Raw genomic sequence first — 25,994 nt, forward strand, 5'->3', positions numbered from 1 at the left:
GAGGTTATTCATGGCAAAGGGAGATCACATCTACCGTCGTATGAGTATTAGTATGGGTATGACATATCATCATGGAATAGATTGTGGAGATGGTACAGTTATTCATTACGATGGAAAAACTGTACGTCGTGTCAGTAAATATGAGTTTGCTGAAGGAAAAGAAATTCTTACTGAAGAGTATGGAAAGTGTGATTCCCCAGAAGTCGTAGTGACAAGAGCAATCAGCAAGTTAGGTGAACAAAAATATTGCCTTGTTGGGAATAACTGCGAGCATTTCGCGTATTATTGTAAGACAGGTCAGCATAAAAGCGAGCAAGTAAATCAAGCTCAAGCACGCACAGCAGGACTTGCTGGGGGAACTGCTATAGGTATTGGAACCAAAGTAGCAATTCAAGCAGCATCTGTAGCCGCTAAACAATCCTTAAATCCGATCTCAAAAACGCTAGTTAATGTAGGACTAAAGCAAGCACCTCGTGTAGCAGGTGGTATTGCAGGTGCTGGTGGTATAGCGAGTGGCATAGCAACCGATCTAGTTGTTGGCAAAATACTGGAAGATGACGAACATTTACCAAAGCATGAACGTGAAGCCAGAAAAAATGGCAGAGAAGCTGGACAAGTTGCATCAACCCTTGGAGGAATTGCTGGAACTGTAGCCGCTGCTACGTTAGGTGGTAGTGCTGCGATTGCTACTGCGGTTGCTGCTCCTGTTGTATTAGGTATGGCAGCTGCATTCGGGGTGTATCTCTGGTCTCAAGGTGACCAAGAATAGCTGTTTTCATTTACTGAATCCACACTCCTAAACTCCTCTCTGCGCGACGCCAGTTGCTACAACGCGGGGAACCCGCGCAACGCACTGGCTCCTCTGCGTCTCTGCGTGAAATAAAAAATATTTTGCTTCACGCATTCGCGTAGCGTCTCGTAGAGAAGGCGCATTTGCATATCATGTCATAATCGCTCCACCCATTAACCGCTGATACCGATACTTCAACTCTTCTTTCATCAAATACCAACGCTCTAAAGTCACATCTATCTCAATTATTTTCTCTGCTGCTTGTCGCGCTAACAGCAAAACTTCCTCATCTTCCACTAAACTCGCCAAGGTAAAATCCGGCACACCTGATTGACGAGTTCCCAACACTTGCCCAGGTCCCCGAAAACGCATATCCATTTCTGAGATGAAAAAGCCATCCTGGGACTGTTCCAACACCTTCAGCCGTTGTTGTGCATCAGCACTCCTAGAACTGCTCATCAACAGACAGTAAGACTGAGCCGCACCTCGACCAACACGTCCCCGGAGTTGATGCAGCTGCGATAAACCGAAGCGTTCAGCATTTTCAATGAGCATAACTGTAGCATTCGGTACGTCTACGCCCACCTCAACAACAGTAGTAGAAACCAAGATTTGCGTTTCATTATCGCGGAATTTCGTAATCGCTTCATCTTTCTCCGCCGAACTCATGCGACCATGCAGCAATCCCACTTGAAAATCCGGAAAAATGCTTTCTTGTAGCTTTTGATGCTCATCTACAGCCGATCGCAAATCCAATTTTTCTGATTCTTCCACCAAGGGCAAAACTACATAAACTTGCCGTCCTTGGGCAATTTCTCGGCGCATCAAGTCGTAAGCTTGGGGGCGTTGCTGTCCTGATAACATGGTTGTCTGAATCTTTTGACGTCCTGGTGGTAACTCATCGATTTGACTAACATTCATATCCCCATGTATCGTCAGCGCCAATGTCCGAGGAATGGGAGTAGCTGTCATTGTTAACACATGGGGTTGTTCACCTTTTTGCTGCAAACGCGCCCTTTGTTCCACCCCAAAGCGATGCTGTTCATCAATCACCGCTAACCCTAGTTGCCTAAAATTAACTGGGTCTTGAATCAAGGCGTGAGTTCCCACCAACAGAGGTAATTCACCTGTTTCTAGCTGGGAGTGAATAAGTCGCCGTTTAGCAGTTTTAGTGGAACCTGTCAGTAATTCTACTGGTAAATGTAGCAGGTTAAACCAGCTAACTAACTTGCGGTAGTGCTGTTCTGCCAACACTTCTGTAGGTGCCATCAATGCTGCTTGGTAGCCAGATTGAATGGCGGCTAAAATAGCAACTACAGCCACCACCGTTTTCCCAGAACCGACATCACCCTGTACTAAACGATTCATCGGTGCAGGTTTTTGCAAGTCGCTGAGGATATCGTTGATGACTCGTTGCTGTGCCCCAGTGAGTTTAAAAGGTAGTATTTCGTGAAATTTTTCGATTAGCTGACCTTTGGGGGCTAAAATGGCGCTGGTTTGAATAGCTTTGGCTTGTTGTTGACGTTGCAATAAGCTGAGTTGCAGGTAGAAAAATTCATCAAAAACTAGGCGACGACGGGCAACTTGCAGGGTGGCGCTATCTGAGGGGAAGTGAATATTAGCGATCGCATCTTTCAATTCCATCAAACCATACTTCTCTCGCAAACCACTAGGCAAGGGGTCTTTCAGATGAGCCGCAGCAGGCAAAGTGGCTATAATCGCCTGACGCACCGTATTCGCTACCACTCCCTCGGTTAATCCATAAATTGGCACCACTCGCCCGATAGTTAGCGAATCAATCGGATCTCCTGGATTTGCTAAAACTTCTAACTCTGGGTTATCTAACGTCAAGCCATATTTACTAGCTTTCACCAACCCACAAGCCGCAATCATACTACCCACCGGGTAGCGGCGTTTTAAACTTTCTTGCCAAGCGCGACTGGTAAAACGTGTCCCCGCAGAAAAGCGACTAATCTTAATTTGACCAGTATTATCTTTCAGTATCAGCTCTAAGATTGATAATTTCTGATTCTTGGGGCTATTAAAACAATTGCAACGCTTCACAGTGGCGACAATAGTCACCGTCTCACCCGCCTCTAACTCACTAATATTTACCTGACGCCCATAGTCAATATGGTCACGGGGATAATAAAAAAGCAAGTCGCGCACAGTAGACAAACCCAGACGCGCCAAACTGTCAGCTTTTCTGATGCCTATTTCTGGTAAATCACTCAGTTTTTGATCAATTTTCGGGGCAAGTCTCCGACTCACCTCAGCCACAATCGGCGATTTAGGATTAGATATGGGTGATTTGTATTTCTCCCCTTCTCCCTCTTTCTCCCTTTCCCCTTCCTCCTGCTCTTGTTGCAGTTGATACAGATACCTGCGAGTTTCTGCGACCAAATGTTGTTTACCCGACAATTCCAGATGAGGATAATTAGCAAATTGCACCGCTAGTCCTTGCCAGCGGCGGCGTTCGCTTGGGGGCAAAGCTGTAGGGAATTTGCCAAAAGTAAGGCTGAGAAATTCACTGAAGCGATATTGTTTGCCCATCAAGTCCGTGAAACCACGTTCCGCCTCAATTGCTAAGGCTTTTTGCAATCTTACCCAATCTGGTGTGTCATTAGTCATTGGTCATTGAAAATGGGGAATGGGGTATGGGGACTGGGGACTGGGGACTGGGGACTGGGTATGGGGGGAATAACTCTTGACTCTTGACCCTTGACTCTTAACTCTTAACAAATGACAAATGCCAAATGACAAATGCCAAATGACTAATTAATCATCGACCCAAATAGCACGCCATGCAGATTCAGCTTCGGCAATTGACTTTTCTTTTTGCTTTTTTTGATACTCCCGCCCTACCTTGTTTAACTGAATTAAGATATTGCGAATTTGTCTGCGCCCAGATGAGAGTGTAGAGTCGGCAAATTCAATTTCTCCCAGTCGCAGATTAATAGCCATGATTTGAGTCAGGCTAGAATCTTGTGCATCTTGCTCATTTTCAATTTCAATGACCAAGCTTAATAAATTGGGTGGTCCGGGAATGACCTCGGCAGATGCTTCTGATGCTGCGGCTGCGGCGACTGCTGCTGCTTCTAAAATCGGTTCTGGTAATTTTTTGGGCAACACACCCGCTTTTTGTAATAAAACATTAGCGTTATGGGAGACTTTTTTAAGTATATTTTGCATCTCCTCTTCTAAGTTCTGTTGCCATGCTATCAGTTCTATAGGGACGGAGAGGTCAATAGAAGTAGCGGCGATGAGTGAAGAATCATCTTCCTCATCCCCCTCATCTTCCTCATCTCCCTCATCCCCCTCATCTTCCTCACTCCTGATCACTGTAAGCAACTCCTCAGCCGTCTTTTTACCCAGCTTACGGATAGCTTGTTGCAATTGTTGTCGCTGATTCAATGACAAACTCAGGAAGTTTTCGGGATAGCCTTGAGTACACAGGTGATAACTTGCCAAAATCAACTGCTGGCGCACAGCTTGACCCAAAATACTCAGATAACTAGCATAAGCACTATGGAGTTCTGCAGCGATCGCGCCCATCGCTTCTTGCAGCACTGTAATATCCCGCTCAATTCGCTCAATTGCTCTTGCCATATCTTCTCTTGATAGCCCATCTGAACCTGATTTTGGTACAAATGTACGTTTTTATTTTAAAACAAAGTTTTAGAAGTTAGTCATTTGTCAAGAGAGGCGATTCATCGCGTCTGTAAAAGGGTCAAGAGTCAAGGATCATTAATTTTCTCTCCCCAATGCCCAATGCCCCATACCCGATACTAATTGCTAATAAAATACAGGTCAGCGTATTTTGCTTGACCTGTATTGTTAGCATTCATTTGTGGATGTAGTCAAGGTCGAGAATTAAAAGTAAATAACCACTGACAAATGACCAATACTTCTCTTCTCCTTCCCTGCGGGACGCTACGCGTAGCTTGCTTCCCCGTAGGGGTACGAGAGGCTACGCCCTAAGCGGATCTATGCTGCAGGCTTTACGACTCCGCTCAGTACAAGTGACAAATGACCAATGACTAAATTACTTACCGCCTATTTGTGCAGCTACCTCGTCAGCAAAGTTACTCTCTTGCTTTTCAATGCCTTCACCTAGCACAAAACGAACAAAGCGATTGACTTGGATGTCTTCGCCTACTTTACCCTTCACTTGTTTAACCAAGTCTTCTACGGAAATACTCTGGTCACGAATGAAAGGCTGATCCAACAAAGTTAATTCTTTCAGGCGTTTTTCAATCCGTCCCTGAACAATTTTTTCTTTGATGTTTTGTGGCTTGTTTGCCAAATCATCGCGCCCTAGTTCGATGTCCTTTTCTTTCTGAGCAACTTCAGCGGGGATTTGCTCTACGCTGACGTACTCGACATTAGGACAAGCTGCAACTTGCATGGCAGCATTTCTAGCTAAAGCTTGGAACTCTTCATTAAGAGCCGCCGCATCAGTTTGGGAATTCAGCTCGACCAACACACCCACTCGACCGCCAGTGTGAATATAGCTGTCTACTGTACCTGATGTGCCTCCTGCTAACGCATAAGTCACAAAGCGGCGTACCTGGATGTTTTCACCCAGAGTGACGATGACTTGCTTGATGAACTCTTCTACAGTCGAGCCTTGATCTTGAATATAGGGTTGAGCTAACAAAGACTCAACACTCTCAGCAGTTGCTGCTTGCTGGGCTAAGTTCTTAACTAGATTTTTAAAAGCCTCGTTACGGGCAACGAAATCGGTTTGGCAGTTTACTTCTATCAGTACACCCACTTTACCATCAGGTTGAATATAGGTGTCTACTAGACCTTCTGCTGCAATGCGATCGCTTTTTTTACCCGCCGAAACTAAGTTCTTTTTTCTTAGCCAGTCTGTGGCTTCTTCTATGTTGCCATCAGTTTCTTTCAGCGCTTTTTTGCAGTCCAGTATGCCAGCACCAGTTTTTTGGCGTAGCTCTTGGACGAGTTTTGCAGATATTTCCGCCATGTTGCCTCAATTCCTACTTGACCTCGAGTTGTAATCGCTCACGGGTGTTGAGTATCTCTATCTTACTCAGGACTAGGACAAGTATGAAGTCTAAAGTGTGAAGTATGAAACTTCACTTTTTAGTCTTTACCCTAGCCCCAAGTTAGCGATCCCTAGGGTAGACACATTAATCTATGTGCCTATTCTTCTGTTTCTTCGTCGGGAATTACTGAGTCAGTGTACTCACTTTCTTCGTAATCTTCGTCGTACTCACCACTGTCGTAATCTTCGTAATCGTCTTCCGCATCCAGTTGACCGTGACGGCCTTCATAAATAGCATCTGCCAACTTACCGACAATTAACTTAATCGATCTAATCGCGTCGTCATTTGCGGGGATGGGAATATCTACTACATCCGGATCACAGTTGGTATCCAACATTGACACAATCGGGATGTTGAGTTTTTGGCATTCCTGAACTGCGTTATACTCGCGCCGTTGGTCTACAATCACGACGACATCAGGAACTTTCCGCATGGTTTTAATCCCACCCAAGTACTTCTGTAGCTTCGTCATCTCCCGACGCAGCATCGAAGCTTCTTTTTTGGGCAATAGATCCAATGCTCCAGTTTCTTCGCGGCGTTCCAAATCTTTGAGGCGATCTACTCTGGTTTTGATGGTTGCCCAGTTGGTGAGCATTCCACCCAACCAGCGCTGGTTAATGTAGTGAGAACCACAACGGCTGGCTTCTTGAGCAATAATTCCCGCTGCTTGGCGCTTAGTACCCACAAAAAGGAACTTCTTCCCCTGTTCAGCTTGGGTACGCATGTAGTTGTAAGCACCATCCATCAACTGGGCAGTCTGCACCAAGTCGATGATGTGTACTCCATTACGGGATGTGTAAATGTAAGGAGACATTTTTGGGTTCCAACGGCGGGTTTGATGCCCAAAGTGAACCCCAGACTCCATCATCTGAGCCAATGAAACTACTGGCATAATTATGTAACTCCGATTCGGGTTAAACCTCCACCCAGGTGCATTTCCCAAATTTAGGAAACACCCGAATTTCTGGGTGTGCGAGATTAGTTAACTTTCCTAGGGTAGCACAGTTAGGCTACGGTGAATGGAACTCTGGATTTATGGAGCCGCTATAAATAGCTTTCCTATTCATCCTGATACACTTCTCTACGATGTCCTACTCTCACAACCGTAACTACTAATAAATTATCTATAATTTCATACAACACGCGGTAGTGCCCCACACGAATACGATATCTGTTGTTGCTACTTTCAAGCTTAACAACACCACTGGGACGGGGATTATCAGCTAACTCTTGAACTTTAATTTTTATTTTTTGTTGTACGTCTTGCGGTAATTTTTCTAATTGTTTAGATGCCTTCCTCGTAAGTTCTACTTGATAAGTCACAACCCTATTTCCCGTTTTACTTGTTCCCAAGGGATTCGTGGTTCATTTTTTGCCTCTTCAAAAGATTGAATATCCTCTTCATCTTCTTGTTTCCGAATGTCTAATAGTTCTATAATATCTTCTAAAGTATCTTCATAAGCTTGTTCTAGTTTTTCGTAGATTATTTTTAGTAACTGTTGTTTTTTAGTTGTAGTTTCCACAGTTAATTCTCCTTAGCTATGTTAGTCGCATCTAACTTAAGTCTTAGTTATCTTTGTTTTAGCTTTTAACTCATTAAAAATAATGCTTGCTCTTTAAAATTATAACGACCAATACAATTAAAAAGCAAGCTACTTCCCCGTTATTTAATTTGGGTATAGGCTTCGTAAACACCTTTAACGTTATACCAGTTGAGAAAAACGCGGGCGATTTCTAGGGCTAACTGGGGTTTTCCTGAATTAATTAGCCATTGTAAAAATGGCGCCATTGTGCGTTCGTTCAGTGTGCCATTGAGGGAAAGAATGCCCCAAAGTAAGCGATGAAACCAAGTCATTTGAATCATCATTCGCACTTCCCAAGATGGGTGTTTTTGATAAAATAAAACTCCCATGCGACCGCGTTGCATTTCTTGGTCAATTAAGCGGGGAATTTGCTCTAAATTAAATGGTGGATGCCAATGATAACCAACGGCTTCTGGGCACTTAATGAGTTGTAAACCGAGTTTTTTTAACCTGACACCTAGTTCTAAATCTTCCCAGCCATAAAGTTGAAAGCTGGTGTCGAAGAGTCCAGCTTTTAAGAGCCAATGTTTAGGAATAGCGACATTTCCTGTGGCAAAAAATGCTGCGGAAAAATCTGTAATTTTATAGGGTTCAGCGGTTGGGTTGTCGAAATTGCAAGTATTAATGACTGCGCCGTATGTAAAAAAGCGATCGCTTCCTAATCTCTCTTGTCCTTGGATTAACGCATCTGCATGAGCTTGCAAGAAATTTGACAACACCACTAAATCACTATCGATAAAGATAATTATGTCTCCCAGAGCCTGTTCTACACCCAAATTCCGCGCTACTGCAGGGCCTGCATGATCTTGCTCAAACCATCGCACATGAGGAAACTCTTCTTTATGTTCCTCCAACCATGTCAATGTGCCGTCAGTGGAACCATCATCCACCAAAACGATTTCGTAACCAATGACAGGAGTTGCATCTGTCAACTCTTGCGCTTCCAACGCTCGGAGGCATTTTTCTAAAATTGGCTGGCGATTGTAAGTTGGTATAACAACGCTGCAAAACACAGTCTCACCCACGACACTATTTCCCATCTTCAGGATAGGACATCTATGACGCTGACACTGTTCCAAGCACCAATTATTTTTTCTTAAGAGCGGAGTATCTCTCGAACTTCCATTAAAATTATTCCCAACATATTTTTACCACTACCATCGGCTCCGCAACCCCAATAACTATCGATAGGCGAATTTTCGATAATTTCTACATTACCTGTATCAAGTAGGATTTCTCTGATATCTGCATGGGTTTCAAATTTCCGCAGCACCGCTTTCCTCATGATGTCATCTTTAATGTCTTCCCAATCTGGACGTAGTGGGCGAGTTCTTTCGCGCCCCATCTTGGCTGCATCCTTAGGAGTTTTGACTAAGCGAATTTGTTCAACATGGGGTGTACCAATGAACTTTTGTGCTTGGAAATAGTGTTCACTTGTAGACCAATATAAATCATCTAATACAAAGCCGTGAGATGAAAAATTAGAAAAACAACCATATTGTTCACGAGTGCTGTAAAAGTATATTGTCATTGGCTGGATAATTAATAGGTGATTGAGGAATTAGGATAATTATTAATGTTTTGTGTGTCCAATATAGCGCTTCTCAGTCGGGTGCAATACGTTCTTGATTGGGTTATCAGAATTCAGAATTCAGTAGAGTTAAATATTTTGGCTACTGACTTCTGTAAGGAGAGTGTATTTCATTCATCTAAGAATTATGACGATAGGGCTTCTAAAATTTATTTTCGCTCATGGTGAATTCTCTTGATTCATAGTGACGGCATCCCTGACATGGACCATCGGGATTAACGGCACAACGGATGTAGCCAGATCGAGCATTAAATTTGCAACTGATGTCACCAACAAGGTAGCCTACACCTTCAAGATAGTAGCGATCGCTCTCTATCTGTCTAATGTCTTGCCTTACTCGCATTCCTGAGAGGTTCACGGTGGCTTGTCTAATCCGTGAGCGTGTCCGCAAATGGGTTTTACGGATTACCCATAGGGAAAACAGGGACGGCAAGAAACCAACGGCAATCACCAAAAGAGTTTTTAACACCATCTCTTTACCTCTTTTCTGCGCTGATTGATTGTCCCTGATATTGCACTATCGTTATTTCTCAATGTGCAACTATTAGGGCATTATCACCTTTGCGTTTTTGGCGACAAAGTTTCCCGCTGTTATCAACTGGGGAAAGTTTTGGCGGACTGCAAGGGTGTATGGTGTATTGTGACTCTAAAAAAGAGATACCATACACCACTTAAATCAGCATAACTGCTACAGCTTCAGAGGTGAGCCGTAGTTAAATCTTCATAATTTTAAGATTTGTTGATTAATCAAGTACATAGTTGAAGGCAAAACCCTGCGCCCTTACCGTAATTTGAAATTCACCAAGTTGCTATCTGCTGTATCAGCCTTGCTGTTTCCGTATCGCTGTAATCTTAATGCTTTTTTTCTAGTTTGCTGACGGAGTTGCTGCGCCAGCAGAGATGCTTCCCTTTCCGCCCTGAATAAATCTACCTTTCGCGTCGTCAGCACAAATGACTCATCTGACTTGTGTTTTATCCAAGGAACGCGAACTGTCAAGTAATCACAAACATTTTGGCTGTTGAGTCTGGTGGCGATCGCCTTGAATTCCCGGAGCATTACCTCCAACTCCGCTGCCATCTGATTGATACGTTGCGCTTGTATGATTAAACGTTCCCAGTCACTAATGATTGTTTCGTCTGGGATTTGCAGAGGTGCTATGGCAGTCGTCAAAGTTTTTAATTGTAGTAGGGAGACTGGGCTTTCCAGGGATTTTTTGTAGCTGTCTGCGATTTCTTTCATAGTTTCTCCGACAAGACTAACTGACTTGTCAGGCATTTTAGCAGCAAGTTAGTACGTTTGTACCAATAATTATGTATATTCTCTGAAAACAGACCCTAGGCGCTGAATCTCTGCTCAATCCAGATTTCTCTCTTAGGACTTACGCATGTGTCACCGTCAAAGAATGGTGCGTGACGCTATAAGTCCTGAATCTACGTACAGAGCTTTGTCGTAGCGTCACACACCCTACAAATATCATGTGTTAGTTGCGTAAGTCCTGTCTCTGAAAAGTTGTCCTAAACTGATCACCGATGAAAGATATATTCTCGATTATGGGAATACTAAAGTTATCACCAAACTCAACAGGAATTGGTCGATGTCTACAGGTGGTTGGAATCCTCGCTTAAAAAACACAGTTCCTTTGCAAGTCCCTGCAAACTATCTGAAACAAGCGAAACGCAATACAATTGGACATGAATTTGATACAAATTCATCAGCAGAGACGTTTGTTCTACAGGAAAGTGATGAGCAGTTATTGGCAGCATCCAAGCTAATGCGGCAAGGAATTCAACAGCAGCAAGCTGGTGAATTAACTGCTGCTATCAAGTCCTTAGAAGAATCCCTAGTACTTTTTGAGGTGGTTGGTGAGAGCCAAAAACAGGGACAAGTGCTTTCTTTATTAGCATTGATAGCTTATACATCAGGGAACTACAAAAATGCTATTTCCTACTCCCAGCGATGTCTATCCTTGATTAGGGATACTCCAGATTGGTTGGTGCAGATGCAGGTGCTTTCGCATTTGGGGAATGCTTACCGTCATCTAAACGACTATGACAAAGCCGTTAAGTTTCTGGAAGAGTGTTTGCAAATAACTCAGCAGCAGCAAGATAGAAGGAGTCAAGTAGCAGCACTGAATAATTTAGGATTGGTATATAAAGCTTGGGGAAACTTGGCGCGAGCAATTGAGTATCAAGAGCAAAGCTTAGAAATTGTGCAGGAACTCCAAGATCATTGGGGTGAGGAACAAGTGCTAAAAAATTTGGGCAATGCTTGGTATGCTGTGGATGATTATCCAAAAGCGATCGCCTACTATGAGCAGTGCGTCAAAATTGCCCGAACGCTCAAAAACTTTCGCAGTGCGTCTCAGGTACTCAAAAATTTGGGTAATGCTTGCTATGCGTGGGGAGATTATGCCAAAGCGATTTTGTATTATGAGGAGCGTTTGCAGCTAGCCAAAGAACTTAAAGACAAGCGGGGTGAGGAACAGTCTTTAGGCAGTTTAGGCGTGACTTGTGAAGCTTTAGGCGATTATCATAAAGCGATTACATATTATGAAGAGCGGTTACTCTTAGCTAAATCTCTTAAAGATCGCCGCTCTCAAGAACAAGCTCTGGCTAGTCTGAGGGTTGCTTGCTACGCTTTGGGCGATTATGCCAAAGCAATGCAATACCAAGAGTTACCGTCAACAAATACTTAGCAATCAAGATTGTTGCTGGAGGTACATCAGCGCTTTTGATGTCTCCACTTGCGGGAATTCAACATAAAAGCTACTTACACTCCAAAAAGGTTCTGGTGTTTCTAAAATAATTATGCGATCGCCCCACTGACTCAACCAAGGGAGCAAACTTCGAGGTGCGACTGGCGCACATAGCCACACAGCCTTTGGCTCTAACTCCTTCATCGCAGTTGCTGCTGCTGCTATTGTCAAACCTGTAGCAATGCCATCGTCAACTAAGATCAGAGTAGCGCCCTCTGGTTTTACCTGCGGGCAAACAGAAATTAATTTAGCTTCTAGAGATTTAGCTTGGTAAATACTGTAATCTAACGCTGCTTTTTGCCACTGCGAACTGTGTTGTGGAGATGATGGCTTTTGCTCATTCCAAAGAACATGTCCTGAACTAGTCACCGCACCAATAGCCAATTCTGGATCATCTGGATGGCTAATCTTTTTCGCCACCATAATTGTCAAAGGACAGCCCAAAAGACGTGCTATAGGTGCAGCTACGGGCACACCACCGCGTGGTAGAGCATAGACAATGGGAATTGGTTCTACCCCGGAAGCAGCAGCTTCCTGGGTTAAAACATCACGAATCTTGTGCGCTAATTCCTCACCCGCACGGGTGCGATTGAAGAAAAGGGGGGCATTTACCATAATTTTTTCCCAGTAAATGCGGATGGTATTCCTTTAATCATGACTGATTTTGACTCGATTGAACTGATACATTGAAGAAGAATTCAGAAGTCAGAATCAATCAGTGGGGGATTCAGACCCGCCACTGAATTGTTACACTAGGGGGTCTTAAACCCTTGTATTCATCTGCCAGTTGTACAGAATACCTTTCCTGTATTCTGACTCCTGAATTCTGTTTTAATAAAAAATTTCTATTGATACCAAAATTCTGATTGTCATGAGCAGCGAAACCCAACTCAGCCTCTTCGATGACTCAACTCTTAACCAACAAGATTTGATTCCCACAAGCGCAAAAATTCCCATCCTTCCTGGAACTTACCCTGACATGACTGAGTTGGCACAGCATTGCAATCAGTGCCATCGTTGTGGGTTAGGAGACAATCGGACTCATGCGGTTATTGGTCGTGGTAACTCCAAAGCACCAATTATGATTGTTGGGGAAGCGCCAGGTCAAAATGAAGACGAGACGGGTTTACCATTTGTAGGTAAATCTGGGCAGTTGTTAGAGAAAATTTTGGCATCTGTGAATCTTAATACGGAGAATGATGTCTACATTGCCAATGTCAACAAGTGCCGTCCACCAGATAACCGCGTTCCTACTGCCGATGAAATGGCGGCTTGTCTACCTTATTTATTAGAACAAATTCGCTTAGTTGACCCCAAAATAATCCTTTTGACGGGTGCAACTGCAGTTAAAGGTTTAACTGGCGATAAGCGCGGAATTACCAAAATTCGCGGACAGTGGCTGGAGTGGCAAGGGCGTTTGTGTATGCCAATTTTCCATCCCGCCTACTTATTGCGTAACTCTTCCCGAGAAGTAGGTGGTCCCAAATGGTTGATGTGGCAGGATATTCAAGCAGTGCGTGCTAAGTTTGATCAAATCCCAAAAAATAATTAACGGATGTCCATCATCTTTGACTTCCCGCTTGACAATCCCGTAACCAAGCGCTAATTCCTTGAGCGATCGCACTTTTACTACTATCACGTGGGGGCGATCGCAATTGTTTGGCTGCATCCACATCAATTTGGGAAAACATCATCACTAAACGCCACCCACTACTAGTTTTAGTCAAAAATAACCAGTGGTATTGTTGGACTTCTACCGCTTTACTATTGAGATATTGCCGCTCTAAGGTCGTAAAAAATACCTGCTCTACTCCTGATGTAGAACTGTTGGTAGTATTGTCGCTGTAGCCGCCAGGGTTCAGGGGTAAAGGCGTAAACTCAGGTCTACCAGCTACCAGCATATAGCTATAAAGGTCACTGCTGCGACTGCGACGGCGGGCGCGTTGAGTGGCACGATTAGCATAATTTGGTAAATTTTGCAATAACTGAGTTGTGATTGTTTCGAGATTTTGGTCAATGCAAGCAGATTTTACTCCCTTCTCTGTTGGTAAAGGGGGGTTCTGGGAGAATGCTGAGTTGTGAACAAGCAGGAAGCCGGGGAGAAAAACCGCCCATACTTCGACTACGCTCACTAACCACACTTCGACTACGCTCAGTGCCCACAAGGGGTAGGGGTGTTTCATTCGAGAAGAGATGAGATTTGTCAAGGGAATAATCTCACGCATAGACGCGGAGCGGCTTCCCGCAGGGTAGACGCAAAGACGCAAAGAAAAACTTCCCTATTGCCTATTGCCTATTGCCTATTGCCATAGTTATCTCCTCAGAAATCCTCTCCCAGGCTAACTGAGGCTCGGCTGCAGCGGTAATGGGACGGCCAATGACGAGGTAATCGGCACCAGCAATGATAGCTTGGGCGGGTGTGAGCGATCGCTTTTGATCTCCCTTGTCTGCCCACGTAGGACGAACCCCTGGACAAACTAACAGAAAATTATCAGCGCAAGTTTGCCGTAATTGCACCACTTCTTGGGGTGAACACACTGCCCCATCTAATCCTGCATCTTGTGCTAAAAGCGCCATCTCCAGGGCGTATTCTGGCAATTCTAGGGGGATTTTCAAGTCGAAGGCTAATTGTCTCGCGGAAATGCTCGTTAACAGGGCGATAGCGATTAATTTTGGTGGTTTAACACCTGCTTGTGCGGCTCCTGTTTGTGCGGCTTCAGTGGCAGCTTTCAGGGCATCTCTACCAGCACTAGCGTGAATTGTCAACAAATCCACCCCATAACCAGCCACCACCCGACAAGCACCAGCGACGGTGTTAGGGATATCGTGAAACTTTAAATCCAGGAAAATACGCTTATTCCGCGACTTTAGCACCTCCAGGATATTTGGCCCAGTGCTAGTAAATAACTCTAAACCCACCTTCCAGAAACTGACTTCTGGTAGTTGATCTACAAGAGCGATCGCCCTTTTTAAATCCGGTACATCCAAAGCCACAATAATTTGCTGTTCTACTCCCACTGCCAATTCTCCATTACCTATTGCCTATTGCCTATTTACGGTACTAAGCGGACAAACTTATTTTTACCTACTTGTAAAACCTTACCTTGTAACTCAACAGGAGAGATGAAAGTAGTATCGACATCAGAAATGCGATCGCCATCCAGACGCACTCCTCCCTCTTGAATCTTCCGCTTACCTTCGCCGCTACTTTTACACAAGCCAGTAACATTCAGCAGATAGGCTAACTTCACGGGAAACTGTGACACCCCAGCCAAGGAAAATTCTGCGACTGCGCCTTCCTTACCGCCGCTTTTAGCAGCCTCTTGAGCTTCATTAGCTGCTGATGCGCCATGATACTGTCTGACAACTTCCCATGCTAAAAGTGTTTGGCGATCGCGGGGATTTTCTGGCAATTCTTCTAAAGGCAAATCTGTCAACAGTTCAAAATACTGTGCCAGCAGTTGATCGGGAGTTCCTTGCAACTTTTGATATTTCTGTGATGGGTGTTCTGACAAGCCCACATAATTACCTAGAGACTTAGACATTTTTTGCACACCATCAGTACCAATCAAAATCGGCAGTAACAACCCAAATTGCGGCTTTTGACCAAAATGGCGTTGTAAATCTCGCCCCACAGCAATGTTAAACTTTTGATCAGTCCCGCCTAATTCCACATCAGCCTCAACAGCAACAGAATCGTAACCCTGCATCAAGGGATAGAGGAACTCATGGAGGAAAATTGGATTCTCTTTCTTATAGCGTTCTGCAAATCCCTCCTTGGCTAGCATCTGCCCTACTGTCATTGTGGAGAGTAATTCTAAAATTTTCCCTAAATCCATCCCAGAGAGCCATTCTGAGTTATAACGCACCTCTAACCGTCCAGGTGTGTCAAAATCCAAGATAGGACGCACCTGATCGAGATAAGTCTGAGCGTTTTGCGCCACATCTGCTGCTGTAAGTTGACGACGCACCTCCGATTTACCAGTTGGATCACCAATGCGAGCCGTAAAATCACCGATAATTAGCACTGCCGTATGTCCAGCATCTTGAAACCCTCGCAGTTTTCGTACTGGTATGCTATGACCAAGATGAATATCAGAGCCTGTAGGATCAATACCTAACTTGACCCTCAAAGGTCTGTTGGTAGTCACCAAACACTTTTCTAAACTTTCACTGTCGCTATCAGCATCAGTTGGTTGGGGGAAAATTTCCACAATTCCACGACGCAACCAAGGAAAATCTTGCACCATACTAGGAAATTCGCTATTAATTAAGCTTTGGACTTTAACATCTTGGCTTCGCTCGATGTTAAAACTGAGCGAAGCCGCAGTTTTAAAAGTGGGGTTGGTTGTAATCACTGGCAATTTGTCCGATTTCTCATCTGCCAAATTACTATAATTGCAAAAAATCAACCGCTTGACTTCGCCGAATGAATTACAGTTATATTTACCAGTGAGGAAGTGAGATCGCCGTGTCGTCTAGGACTTTTGAAGACAAGGAAGCCCAAAAAAAGGCTTCATCAGGTTTCGAGTTTTTGAAAGGAGTAGGTCAGGTAGCTGGCGGAACGCTCCTATCAATTACAATGCTGGCAAGTTCAATTGTAGCGGGAGGATTGGTCGGTTTAGCGATTAGTTTCCGTAATTTGCCAGATGTCAGACAATTACGTAACTTCTTTCCTTCAGAAACAACTTATATTTATGACGTTAAAGGCAAACTATTAACGAGTATTCACGGGGAAGCTAACCGAGAGGTGATCGCCCTAGATAGAATTTCGCCAAATCTGAAACGCGCTGTATTAGCCAGCGAAGACAGTCACTTCTACGATCACCACGGTATTAACCCCAGTGGGGTTGGGCGGGCGGTGGTTGTCAACTTCGTAGCTGGGGGAGTTAAAGAAGGTGGTTCAACTGTCACGATGCAGTTGGTAAAAAACCTGTTTCTATCGCAAAAACGAGCCTTTACCCGCAAGATTGCAGAGGGAGTTTTGGCAATTCGTCTAGAACAAATCCTCAGCAAAAACCAAATTTTAGAGATGTACCTCAATCAAGTTTATTGGGGTCACAATAATTATGGCGTGCAAACTGCCGCCCGCACTTACTTTAACAAGTCAGCCGAATATTTAACCTTGGGTGAGTCAGCCATGATGGCGGGTTTAATCCAAGCACCAGAAGAATTCAGCCCGTTTGTGAGTATGAAGCTGGCAAAACAGAAACAAAAAGAAGTACTCGGACGGATGTTGGATTTGAACTGGATTACCCAGCAAGATTACGACGACGCCCTCAAACAAGAAATAAAACTTGGTAAAATTAGGTCATTTCAAGGTAGTGCTTTACCTTATGTCACTAATACTGTAGCCCGAGAGCTGGCTAAGAAATTTGGCCGTGAAGCCTTGTTAAAAGGAGGAATGCGGGTACAAACTACAGTTGATGCCGAGTTCCAAAAAATGGCAGAGCAAACTGTGAGTGAGTGGCATGAGAAACTCCAGGGTAACGGATTATCTAAAAATCAGATGGCTTTGGTGGCGATCGATCCCCGCACACATTTTGTCAAGGCACTAGTGGGTGGTGTAGACGCTAAAACTAGCGAATTCAACCGCGCTACCCAAGCTCAACGTCAGCCAGGATCTTCTTTTAAGCCATTTGTTTACTATACAGCTTTTGCTACTGGTAAGTTTGCCCCAGATACAACAGTAGTAGATGCTCCAGTTAGCTATCGAGATGGTGATGGTTGGTACTATCCCAAAAACTATGACGGTGGCTTCAGTGGGGCCATGTCAATTCGCACTGCTCTATCTCAATCTCGCAACATTCCCGTCATCAAGATTGGTAAGTCTGTGGGGATGAATAAGGTGATTGAAACCTGCCGTACCCTGGGAATTATGAGTCCGATGGAGCCAGTGACATCCTTACCTCTGGGTGCAATTGGTGTCACGCCTCTAGAAATGGCTAGTGCTTATGCTACCTTTGCTAATTATGGCTGGCAGTCTCCACCCACGGTAATTGTCCGTGTCACCGACAGTAGCAACAACGTTTTGCTAGATAATACGCCCAAACCTCAGCTAGTGCTTGATTCTTGGGCATCAGCGGCAATTATCGATGTGATGCGATCGGTAATTACTGATGGTACTGGTAAAAATGCTGCTATAGGCCGTCCGGCTGCTGGCAAAACGGGAACGACATCCTCAGAAAAGGATATCTGGTTTGTCGGGACTGTACCGCAGTTAACTACTGCTGTCTGGGTGGGTAGAGATGACAATAAACAACTGGCGCACGGTGCAACAGGAGGCGTTATGGTGGCTCCCATCTGGCGCGATTTTATGCAAAAAGCCCTAAAAGATGTGCCAGTCGAGAACTTCAAGTCACCTTCACAGTTCACTCGCCCCAAAGCAAATTAGCGATTGCACTTCGGCTCCTTTCGACTCCGCTCAAGGCGAGCCGCTCAGTGACCAGGGATTGGGTAAGAACTACATAATGATAAATCAGAGCGATCGCCTTCGCTAAGGATAAATTCCCAGTCCCTATTGCCTATGCTTGTTTTTCTAACTCAGTTTTCATCCGCTGTAGGGTGATATTCATCTGGTCAAACATTTGTTGTGGGGTGATCCCAAATTGACCTAGCTGAGTTTTCATTTGCTCCATAGTCATTTGCGCCATAAAGTCCTCGGAAAGCTCAAAGCGCTTCATAAAGATGCGATAGCGATCCATCATGGCTTCCATTTGTTCAATAAACAGCTTTTTGCCCTCGCGGTCAAATTTACCGTAGCTGTTACCAAGCTTGATTAATGCTTGATAATCGTCAAACAGCTGTTTCGCTTCTTGTTGAACTATCTCAGAGTCAAAGAATCCCATTTTCTTTAAAGTTTCGACTGAGCAATGACACTCAGTAGCTGATATTTTTGGTTCTATTTTTATTCTAGTTTAAATTACTAATCTAGGGAATAAGCTTCGGTTACAGTACGGTTTTTTGCCTAAATTTCAACACTTGACTTCAGAGTCATGTGGGATAAAAAACAAACTTCACTCAGTAGTTGTGATGAACTGTGGACACCCTCCGGGTAAAGCCCTTATTTGGATGGGGATATAGGGAATAGAAAAGAAGGGATAGATGCGGACTCAGTATCTGTAGGGTGCGTATCATGGTTTTGGTGGGCAATGCCTAGGCTGTTGACTTTGATGGAATTTCCCGGTTTTTGGTTCAGGCTATTTTTGTGCGAGTGTAAAATCTCTTTCCTGTCATTGCGTAGGCGAAGCCTTCCCGTAGGGTACGGAGCGTTCGACGAAGGAAACTCCTCCGGATTCGGCAGTCCACCCGGTGCTGCGGAGCCGCACGTGTGGCTGCGCTCACCACGCACGAGGGTAGTTCCTCTACGTGTATTTCAAAAATCAAATACTAGTCCTATCGTATTCTTAAGTGTGGCTTGCAAAATACTTAAATTTATTTAGACAATCACTTAAAACTACAACAATTGAATCTAAATCGTAAATAAGATTTATACAACTATCTTTGTCTTTATATAATTTTTACAAACAAAGAATTTTACCCAAACTAAATAATTTGTTGATTTCCTGATAATTACTGTTATCAAATGGCATAAAAAAATAATAAATTTGTTTATAAAAGACATGAAAATATCTATCTAGGATAATCCAGATGAAAGAAGTTCTTGCATACATTGAGCAAAAAAAACAAGAATTTGCTCAGTTGCCGATATTTGATTTTCTCAAAGATAAAAGCATAGATCCAAAACAAAGGTTAGCTTTTGCTCCCTGTATCACTCCCTTTGTGATGAATATTTGGGAAGTGAATAAGTATTTTTTTCGAGAGGAACCAACTGATGATCCCATTCAAGCATTAATTAACGTTCACTCTTACGAGGATGATCATCATTTCCTCTGGTACTTTGAAGACATGGAAAAATTGGGATTTAATAAATCCATGACATACATTGATGCTTTAAAGTTCATCTGGGGTCCAGAAAATGAGAAAGCCCGGCGAGTCTGCCATAAACTAGCAGCTTACGCTTTCCAAGCAGACCCTATTGTGAAGCTAGCACTGATTGAAGCAAATGAAGCAACAGGCAACGTATTTCTCACTTTAACAGCAGAAATAGCACGGGAATTAGAAGAAATTACTGGTGAAAATTACCGCTACTTTGGTGAACATCATTTAGCTGTAGAAACTGGTCACGCTATGGGCACACCTGATGTAGAAAACCTGATTGAAAGTATAGAAGTTTCAGAAGAAATGCGAGAAAAAGCTTGTGAGTTAGTCGCACAAGTATTTGCAGCTTTTACAGAGATGCTTAATGAGTGGATGGCTTACGTGAAAGCAAACAAATTTGATCAAGTGTTGACACTAGTATAGATTCATACTTCAGCATTTTTGTACTAGCCTGCGGTTTGGACTGAAAAAACCCAGGCTTTTTAATTTTCTGGTTGCTCTAATGGTATATCTATGAAAAACTCTGTTCCCTCTTTAGGAGTAGAAGAACAGCTTAATTTACCTCTATGCTTTTCTACAACTATCTGATAGCTAATAGACAGGCCTAACCCAGTACCACTGCCAATTGGCTTAGTAGTAAAAAATGGGTCAAATATTTTTTCTTTTATTGCTTCTGGTATTCCCAAACCATTATCAAATATCCGGATTCTCACAGTATGAGATTCTACTAGTTCAGTACAAATGCGAATTTGAGGTCTAGTCAATAATTCAGAGTTTTTAACTGTTGATTCTTCCAAAGCATCAATCGCATTATTCAAGATATTCATAAATACTTGATTAAGTTGACTAGCATAACAAGTCACTAATGGAAGATGTCCATATTCTTTAATAATTATAATTTCCGGTGTTTGTTTATTAGTAACTGGTTGATTATCCGTGGTATCTTTTTTGATACGATGCTGTAAAAGCATCAAAGTATTATCAATTCCTTCATGAATATCTACAGGTTTCATTGCCGCTTCATCTAAGCGAGAGAAGTTGCGTAAACTCAAAATAATGTTACGAATACGTATACTTCCAAGCTTCATAGAATCTAGAATTTTTGGCAAATCTTCTGCTAAAAATTCTAAATCAATCTCTTCAGATTTTTGGACAATCAGAGGTGCAGAATCAGGATATTCCTGCTGATATGTATTAATTAAATCTAGTAAATTTTCAACATATTCACTGGTATGCACAAGATTAGCATGAATAAAATTGATGGGATTATTAATTTCGTGGGCTATTCCAGCTACCATTTGCCCTAAAGAAGACATTTTTTCAGTTTGAATTAATTTAGTTTGGGTAAACTTTAACTCCTGAATAGCCTGTTGTAAACTTTGATTTTTTTCATAAATTTCTGTAGTTCTAGCTGCAACTTTTTCTTCTAAGGTATGATTATAATCTTCCAAGCGATCGTTAGCTTGTGCTAAATTTCTGTAAAGCATCGCATTTTCTAGGGATATTGCTGCTTGGGTAATCAAAAGTTTGAGAACTTCTAGGCGATCGCGTGTGAATGCTCGCGTTGCTAAATTATTTTCTAAATATAAAATGCCAAGTAATTTTTTTTGATTAATCATTGGAATACAAAGAAGGCTTTTCGGCTTTTTATGCTTAATATAAATATCTGTTGCTAGATAAGCTTGAGCCTCTGTATCATCAATCACTAATATTTCTTGCGTTCGTTTGACATAGTTAATTACAGTTATAGGAACATTTTCGCTAGACTCTAACTGAATTGATGAGAACTCAGTATGAGTAGCTTGAGAATGTGAACTAGTACTGACGGCAGTAACAGTTAACGCTGAGTTATTATTTTCGTTTAAAATCAAAACACACTTAGATGCTCCTGCGTTCTCCATAACTAGTTCGATTAATTTAGAAATAAGTTCTTGCAGTTCTATTTTTTCAGAAAGTAGTTGATAAGCTTTAATCACAGCCTCCAAATCTAGGATATCAGAAATGCTAGTGGTGCTAGAGTTAGTAACATTTTTACTAGTCGTTAAAGTAGATTTAATAACAGCATCATGAATAGTGATATCAGTTTGAAGTTGAGTTTTATTATTCAGGTTTTCTTGCTGGATGATAGTCGGTAATAATTCGGAATAGCGGTTTTGTAAATCTTGGACTTTAGCTAATGCACCCCAACGGACATAGCCATAGTAAGCATCAACCATATAAGTTTTTGCAAACCTCTGTTTATCCCATTGCAAATAGAATTTAGCAGCTAGTTCGTTAGCTAAAGCTGCTTCATGGATATAATCGTGTTTTTGAGCTAAAGCTATTGCGCGATCGTAAAATTCCATAGCATCCAAATTGTTACCAATAACTCGATTTAGCTCTGCTTCTACTAAATAGAACTTATGTAAAAAATTCATAGGAGCATTTCCTGCCCATTGTTTAATTTTTTGTTGATTACTAGATACCAATTCTAAAATAAATTTCTGTTCGTTTTTATTTTTGTCTGGATAAATTCCTAAGGCAGATAGAGAACTATAGAAATAGAAAATAACAACAACAAATTTAGCTGGTACTGTATCTAAATAATCTTTAGCACAGTTGGCATTTTCCCAAGCTTGCGAATAATTTTCAAATAGATAGCAAAGAAATAATTTTTCTAAATGTAGATAAAAAATAGCAATCTTATTACCAATTTTTTTTAGAATAGGCAACATAATTTGTTCATTATAAGCTTTGCCGTCTAAACAGCATAGGTTCTCAGAATTTAAGAGATTCAATACTGTCTGCCAATTGATTGCGTGCAATTGTAGCGGAATCTCTTGATTCAATTGGGTAATTTTTACATGAGAGTTACTCATTTCTTTTTCTAGCTCTAATAAATTTTTGCCTAGGAAAAAGGAATGTTCAGAATACATATATAAAGAGTAAGCAGCTTGTTCTAAGTCGCCAGTTTCCAGACCAATTGAGTATGCATTTATTAAAGAATTTAAAGTTTTCTTGAGATGTTCTTGCCAATGTATTGTGAAATTATTGATCACAAAAATTGTTATGCACATTGACTCTCTCGGATGAAAAATCTCTAATAAATTTAATGCTAGTTGTCCTAAGCGATAACATGAACGAAAATCATCTAGCAAATTCCAACAAATTACTGCATAAACTGCATAAGCTACAGATGATGCATCACAATTACCATAAATAAAAGATAAATTTACTTGTTTGAGAGCTATTAAAGAAAATATGAGAGGATTACTAGCATAACTAATAGGTAAAAGTCGCCCAAACATCCTCATCAGCGTCAATTTTGTGGGATCAGTAAGATGCGGTAAATTAACTATATCCTCAGTCTTTTTTCCGACAAAAGCTAACTGTACTTTCTGTAATTCCGCTGCAATATCTGTGGGAGTTGGCTGTTCAGGAAAAGGCATACCCAGTAAATTTAATACTTCTATACCTGTCTTAATTGCCTCAAAACTCAAACCTTGTGCTTTGTAAGCTTCTACCTTGACTTCATATACTTTGGCTCTGTCTAATAGTGTTTTAGCTTGGATTAAAACTATCTCTATTAGCTGTTCCATCTGCTTAAAATTGCCACTGAGATATGTAGCTTCTGCGGCAGTTTCATGTAAGGCTAAGGTAAGCTGATATTGAACATCCCAACAATCAGATTGTAAAAGTTCCATACCAATGGTTAAGTACTGAACCGCATCTGAGTAAGCTGTCGATGCTAAAGCTTTGCGTCCAGCAGTAAGATTCATTGCGGCTAGCTCATGACGCTGGATTGGATCGGTGATCAGTTCTACTGCTATATTAAACTGGTTAACTATCTCCAAAATCTTTTCTTCTCTTTGGGGAATTGGAGTATTACTTAACAGTAATACTGCAATTTTTAAATGAATGTACTTTTTTTGTTTTTGAGAAATTAGAGAATATGCAGCTTGTTGTATCCGATCGTGTACAAATCTATATTTAATTGTTCGAGACTCATTTAGTAATTCTGTGTTTTCCGTGTTAGGAATACTTATATTTTCATATTTATCTGGCTCTAATATTAAATTATAAGAATTAGAATGAAATAAAATTAGTCCCTCTAATAATGCTATCCGTAGCTCATAGACTGTATCTATTAAAGATTTTTTATAGACAATAGCAAGAGTTTTTAGATCAAATTCATTTCCAATACAAGCAGCAAGCTTTAATAATTCTTGAGTGCTAGTAGGAGTTTTTTTGATTTTATTGATTATGAATTCCAGAACATCATCAGTAAGAGTTATTTTTTGTATTTCAGAAATATTATACTGCCAATAACCCAGATCATAGTTTAATAAAATTAGTCCATCATCATGAAGAGACTTAAGAAATTGAGTTGCAAAAAATGGGTTGCCTTTAGTTTTAGCAAATACCATTTGAGTTAAGGTGACAGCATATGTTTCCCGACAACAAAGAGTGTCAGTAATTAATTTATTTAGATCATTTTGGGTTAGTGGCGGTAAATAGATAGTGTAGACATTAATACCTGCCTGAGTAATTTTTTTCAGTGCTAAATACAAGGGATGAGTATGAGAAACTTCATTATTTCTATATGCACCAATTACTAGTAAGCCACTATTATCTATATTAATTTCATCTAAATTAATGGACAAACTAGAAGATGTACTTTGATTCATTAATAATTCAATAAATTTTAGAGAAGCTATATCTGCCCACTGCAAATCATCCAAAAATATTACTAAAGGATGTTCCTTGCTGGTGAAGACATGAATAAATTTATATAACAGTAAATTGAAACGATTGTGGTGGGCACTACCAGACAGTTCGGCAACAGGAGGTTGTTTACTAATAACCTTTTCGAGTTCAGGAATTATTTCAGTAATTACATAGCCTTGTGTACCTAATGCTGCTAATATTTTGGTTTGCCATTCGTGAAGTTGAGCATCAGTTTCTAAGAGAATTTGCTCAACTAAATCTCGCAATGCTTGTACTAACGCTGATAAAGGTATATTACGTTGGAACTGGTCAAATTTCCCTTTAATAAAGTAACTACGCTGTGATAGAATCTGTTTGTGGACTTCATTAATCACAGAAGTTTTGCCAACACCAGAGAATCCTGAGATTAGGGCTATTTCACTTTTGCCACCTCTTACTCGCTGAAAACTTGCTATTAAAGTTTCTACTTCATTTTGCCGACCATACAGTTTTTCAGGAATTACAAAATGATGTGATAAATCACGTAATCCTAACTGAAAAGCATTGATATTATTAGTTGCTTGCCACTGTTTTTGACAAATTTCTAAGTCATGCTTCAGCCCCTGAGAACTTTGATAACGCTCTTCAGCATTTTTGGCTATGAGCTTGCTGATGATATCAGAGAAAGTTGTGGGAATATTGGAGTTAATACAACTGACTTTAGGTGCTTGTTTAGCAAGATGAGAGTAAACTAATTCCATTGGATCATTACTGCTAAATGGTAATATACCTGTTAGCAGTTCAAAGAAGGTGATACCCAAAGAATAAAAGTCAGAGCGATAATCAATGCCTCGATTCATCCTTCCCGTTTGTTCAGGGGAAATATAAGCTAAAGTTCCTTCTAAAACATTAGGATTAATGAGATATTGAATTCCTTTGGGTAAAAGGGCAGCAAGACTAAAGTCGATGAGTCTAATTTCACCTGTGGTGGGATGAATAAGAATATTGGCAGGTTTGATATCTTTGTGAATAATACGCTCACAATGCAGTTTCTCAAGGATAGTTGTAATTGCAATGGCTATAGGGAAGAACTCATTTAGAGAAACTGGGTTTTGTATTTGCCAGTCTTTGAGGGATATGCCACCAAAGTCTTCCATCACTAAAGCGTAGCCGTTATGATAGCTTTCTAAGCTCAGGGGTTTGACAATACCAGAAATATTCAGGTTTCTGGTGATGGTATATTGATTACGAAACTGAGCAATTTCAGTGAAATTAGGGTTGTCAGTCCGCATCAGCTTGAGAATGACTGATTGTTGGTCTTGTTCTCTGATCGCACGATAAACTAGAGTTTTATTACTTGCATAGATTTGTTCGGTAATGCGATAGCCATGTATGGGGTATGCTGTGGTTGTTAATGCTGTCATAACAATGGATGCCTACGAATTGATTTCTATGATTTAGCTTTCCCATATGATGGCTGTCATTATCACGAGTGCAGGCTTTGCGATTTAAAAAGGTAGAGGATATCTGCCTATGTATGAGTTAAAGGCAAAAGGCTGGAAATTTTGAGTAGGT

Annotated in this window: 21 protein-coding genes; 5 read left to right on the forward strand and 16 right to left on the reverse strand. The window is 41.6% G+C overall.

The features are described 5' to 3' along the window. The first annotated feature begins 10 nt into the window (after positions 1–10). The gene (locus tag CAL7507_RS22645; protein ID WP_015130814.1) at positions 11–769 is read left to right on the forward strand and encodes a lecithin retinol acyltransferase family protein; all 759 of its coding nucleotides are present in this window, start codon (positions 11–13) and stop codon (positions 767–769) included. Positions 770–940: 171 nt separating this feature from the next. Here the strand turns inward: CAL7507_RS22645 and recG are convergent, their stop codons facing one another. From recG to CAL7507_RS22690, 10 genes are all read right to left on the reverse strand, one after another. Then, entirely contained in the window at positions 941–3,421 is a 2,481-nt protein-coding gene (gene recG / locus CAL7507_RS22650; protein WP_015130815.1) for an ATP-dependent DNA helicase RecG, read from the reverse strand. A 147-nt stretch (positions 3,422–3,568) separates the two neighbouring features. Further along, a complete protein-coding gene (locus tag CAL7507_RS22655; RefSeq protein ID WP_015130816.1) occupies positions 3,569–4,399 on the reverse strand; it encodes a hypothetical protein in 831 nt (276 codons plus the stop codon). Between the two features lie 436 nt (positions 4,400–4,835). Next, positions 4,836–5,780: a translation elongation factor Ts gene (gene tsf / locus CAL7507_RS22660; RefSeq protein ID WP_015130817.1), complete on the reverse strand. Its 945-nt coding sequence runs from the start codon at positions 5,778–5,780 to the stop codon at positions 4,836–4,838. A gap of 179 nt (positions 5,781–5,959) precedes the next feature. Beyond that, a complete protein-coding gene (rpsB, locus tag CAL7507_RS22665; RefSeq protein ID WP_015130818.1) occupies positions 5,960–6,754 on the reverse strand; it encodes a 30S ribosomal protein S2 in 795 nt (264 codons plus the stop codon). Positions 6,755–6,921: 167 nt separating this feature from the next. Then, positions 6,922–7,185: a type II toxin-antitoxin system RelE/ParE family toxin gene (locus tag CAL7507_RS22670; protein WP_015130819.1), complete on the reverse strand. Its 264-nt coding sequence runs from the start codon at positions 7,183–7,185 to the stop codon at positions 6,922–6,924. Beyond that, the gene (locus CAL7507_RS22675; protein WP_015130820.1) at positions 7,182–7,385 is read right to left on the reverse strand and encodes a hypothetical protein; all 204 of its coding nucleotides are present in this window, start codon (positions 7,383–7,385) and stop codon (positions 7,182–7,184) included. Before CAL7507_RS22675 ends, CAL7507_RS22670 begins: the two co-directional genes overlap by 4 nt. A 140-nt stretch (positions 7,386–7,525) precedes the next feature. Beyond that, positions 7,526–8,485 (reverse strand): glycosyltransferase family 2 protein, encoded by a 960-nt coding sequence (locus tag CAL7507_RS22680; RefSeq protein ID WP_015130821.1) that lies wholly within the window; start codon positions 8,483–8,485, stop codon positions 7,526–7,528. A 56-nt stretch (positions 8,486–8,541) separates the two neighbouring features. Beyond that, on the reverse strand, positions 8,542–8,976 hold the full coding sequence (locus CAL7507_RS22685) for an NADAR family protein (protein WP_015130822.1): 435 nt from the start codon (positions 8,974–8,976) through the stop codon (positions 8,542–8,544). 202 nt (positions 8,977–9,178) lie between these two features. After that, positions 9,179–9,508, reverse strand: a complete 330-nt coding sequence (locus tag CAL7507_RS31035) for a DUF6464 family protein (RefSeq protein ID WP_015130823.1) — start codon at positions 9,506–9,508, stop codon at positions 9,179–9,181. Between the two features lie 309 nt (positions 9,509–9,817). Next, positions 9,818–10,276 (reverse strand): hypothetical protein, encoded by a 459-nt coding sequence (locus tag CAL7507_RS22690; RefSeq protein ID WP_144051247.1) that lies wholly within the window; start codon positions 10,274–10,276, stop codon positions 9,818–9,820. Between the two features lie 355 nt (positions 10,277–10,631). Between CAL7507_RS22690 and CAL7507_RS22695 the strand changes: the two genes are divergently transcribed. Further along, entirely contained in the window at positions 10,632–11,732 is a 1,101-nt protein-coding gene (locus CAL7507_RS22695; protein WP_015130825.1) for a tetratricopeptide repeat protein, read from the forward strand. Positions 11,733–11,735: 3 nt separating this feature from the next. Here the strand turns inward: CAL7507_RS22695 and CAL7507_RS22700 are convergent, their stop codons facing one another. Then, positions 11,736–12,407 carry a phosphoribosyltransferase gene (locus tag CAL7507_RS22700; protein ID WP_015130826.1) on the reverse strand — a complete coding sequence of 224 codons (672 nt, stop codon included), beginning with the start codon at positions 12,405–12,407 and terminating at the stop codon, positions 11,736–11,738. Positions 12,408–12,663: 256 nt separating this feature from the next. On the opposite strand from CAL7507_RS22700, the gene CAL7507_RS22705 reads away from it, so the two are divergent. Further along, a complete protein-coding gene (locus tag CAL7507_RS22705; RefSeq protein ID WP_015130827.1) occupies positions 12,664–13,344 on the forward strand; it encodes a uracil-DNA glycosylase family protein in 681 nt (226 codons plus the stop codon). 10 nt (positions 13,345–13,354) lie between these two features. Here CAL7507_RS22705 and CAL7507_RS22710 read toward each other — a convergent pair whose 3' ends face one another. From CAL7507_RS22710 to tyrS, 3 genes are all read right to left on the reverse strand, one after another. Next, a complete protein-coding gene (locus CAL7507_RS22710) occupies positions 13,355–14,017 on the reverse strand; it encodes a hypothetical protein (protein ID WP_015130828.1) in 663 nt (220 codons plus the stop codon). A gap of 61 nt (positions 14,018–14,078) precedes the next feature. Further along, complete coding sequence (gene pyrF, locus CAL7507_RS22715; protein ID WP_015130829.1) at positions 14,079–14,810, reverse strand: orotidine-5'-phosphate decarboxylase; 732 nt, start codon at positions 14,808–14,810, stop codon at positions 14,079–14,081. Between the two features lie 35 nt (positions 14,811–14,845). Beyond that, positions 14,846–16,042: a tyrosine--tRNA ligase gene (gene tyrS, locus CAL7507_RS22720; protein WP_042342404.1), complete on the reverse strand. Its 1,197-nt coding sequence runs from the start codon at positions 16,040–16,042 to the stop codon at positions 14,846–14,848. 221 nt (positions 16,043–16,263) lie between these two features. On the opposite strand from tyrS, the gene CAL7507_RS22725 reads away from it, so the two are divergent. Next, positions 16,264–18,186 (forward strand): transglycosylase domain-containing protein, encoded by a 1,923-nt coding sequence (locus CAL7507_RS22725; protein WP_015130831.1) that lies wholly within the window; start codon positions 16,264–16,266, stop codon positions 18,184–18,186. Between the two features lie 130 nt (positions 18,187–18,316). On the opposite strand, the gene CAL7507_RS22730 is transcribed toward CAL7507_RS22725, so the two are convergent. Further along, positions 18,317–18,640: a DUF1825 family protein gene (locus CAL7507_RS22730; RefSeq protein ID WP_015130832.1), complete on the reverse strand. Its 324-nt coding sequence runs from the start codon at positions 18,638–18,640 to the stop codon at positions 18,317–18,319. Positions 18,641–19,442: 802 nt separating this feature from the next. Here CAL7507_RS22730 and CAL7507_RS22735 point away from each other — a divergent pair. Beyond that, entirely contained in the window at positions 19,443–20,156 is a 714-nt protein-coding gene (locus CAL7507_RS22735; RefSeq protein ID WP_015130833.1) for a hypothetical protein, read from the forward strand. Between the two features lie 59 nt (positions 20,157–20,215). Here the strand turns inward: CAL7507_RS22735 and CAL7507_RS22740 are convergent, their stop codons facing one another. Then, positions 20,216–25,843, reverse strand: a complete 5,628-nt coding sequence (locus tag CAL7507_RS22740) for an ATP-binding sensor histidine kinase (RefSeq protein WP_015130834.1) — start codon at positions 25,841–25,843, stop codon at positions 20,216–20,218. Positions 25,844–25,994 lie beyond the last annotated feature (151 nt).

It is taken from the genome of Calothrix sp. PCC 7507 (assembly GCF_000316575.1).
GTDB lineage: Bacteria > Cyanobacteriota > Cyanobacteriia > Cyanobacteriales > Nostocaceae > Fortiea.

Excerpts from the sequence above, each read along its gene's own strand:
- CAL7507_RS22710 (WP_015130828.1), bottom strand. The coding sequence starts at position 14,017 with ATGCGTGAGATTATTCCCTTGACAAATCTCATCTCTTCTCGAATGAAA.
- tyrS (WP_042342404.1), bottom strand. The coding sequence starts at position 16,042 with ATGGTGCAAGATTTTCCTTGGTTGCGTCGTGGAATTGTGGAAATTTTC.
- CAL7507_RS22645 (WP_015130814.1), top strand. The coding sequence starts at position 11 with ATGGCAAAGGGAGATCACATCTACCGTCGTATGAGTATTAGTATGGGT.
- CAL7507_RS22705 (WP_015130827.1), top strand. The coding sequence starts at position 12,664 with ATGAGCAGCGAAACCCAACTCAGCCTCTTCGATGACTCAACTCTTAAC.
- CAL7507_RS22700 (WP_015130826.1), bottom strand. The coding sequence starts at position 12,407 with ATGGTAAATGCCCCCCTTTTCTTCAATCGCACCCGTGCGGGTGAGGAA.
- CAL7507_RS22680 (WP_015130821.1), bottom strand. The coding sequence starts at position 8,485 with ATGGGAAATAGTGTCGTGGGTGAGACTGTGTTTTGCAGCGTTGTTATA.
- CAL7507_RS31035 (WP_015130823.1), bottom strand. The coding sequence starts at position 9,508 with ATGGTGTTAAAAACTCTTTTGGTGATTGCCGTTGGTTTCTTGCCGTCC.
- CAL7507_RS22735 (WP_015130833.1), top strand. The coding sequence starts at position 19,443 with ATGAAAGAAGTTCTTGCATACATTGAGCAAAAAAAACAAGAATTTGCT.
- CAL7507_RS22695 (WP_015130825.1), top strand. The coding sequence starts at position 10,632 with ATGTCTACAGGTGGTTGGAATCCTCGCTTAAAAAACACAGTTCCTTTG.
- CAL7507_RS22690 (WP_144051247.1), bottom strand. The coding sequence starts at position 10,276 with ATGAAAGAAATCGCAGACAGCTACAAAAAATCCCTGGAAAGCCCAGTC.
- CAL7507_RS22740 (WP_015130834.1), bottom strand. The coding sequence starts at position 25,843 with ATGACAGCATTAACAACCACAGCATACCCCATACATGGCTATCGCATT.
- tsf (WP_015130817.1), bottom strand. The coding sequence starts at position 5,780 with ATGGCGGAAATATCTGCAAAACTCGTCCAAGAGCTACGCCAAAAAACT.
- CAL7507_RS22655 (WP_015130816.1), bottom strand. The coding sequence starts at position 4,399 with ATGGCAAGAGCAATTGAGCGAATTGAGCGGGATATTACAGTGCTGCAA.
- recG (WP_015130815.1), bottom strand. The coding sequence starts at position 3,421 with ATGACTAATGACACACCAGATTGGGTAAGATTGCAAAAAGCCTTAGCA.
- CAL7507_RS22685 (WP_015130822.1), bottom strand. The coding sequence starts at position 8,976 with ATGACAATATACTTTTACAGCACTCGTGAACAATATGGTTGTTTTTCT.
- rpsB (WP_015130818.1), bottom strand. The coding sequence starts at position 6,754 with ATGCCAGTAGTTTCATTGGCTCAGATGATGGAGTCTGGGGTTCACTTT.
- CAL7507_RS22730 (WP_015130832.1), bottom strand. The coding sequence starts at position 18,640 with ATGGGATTCTTTGACTCTGAGATAGTTCAACAAGAAGCGAAACAGCTG.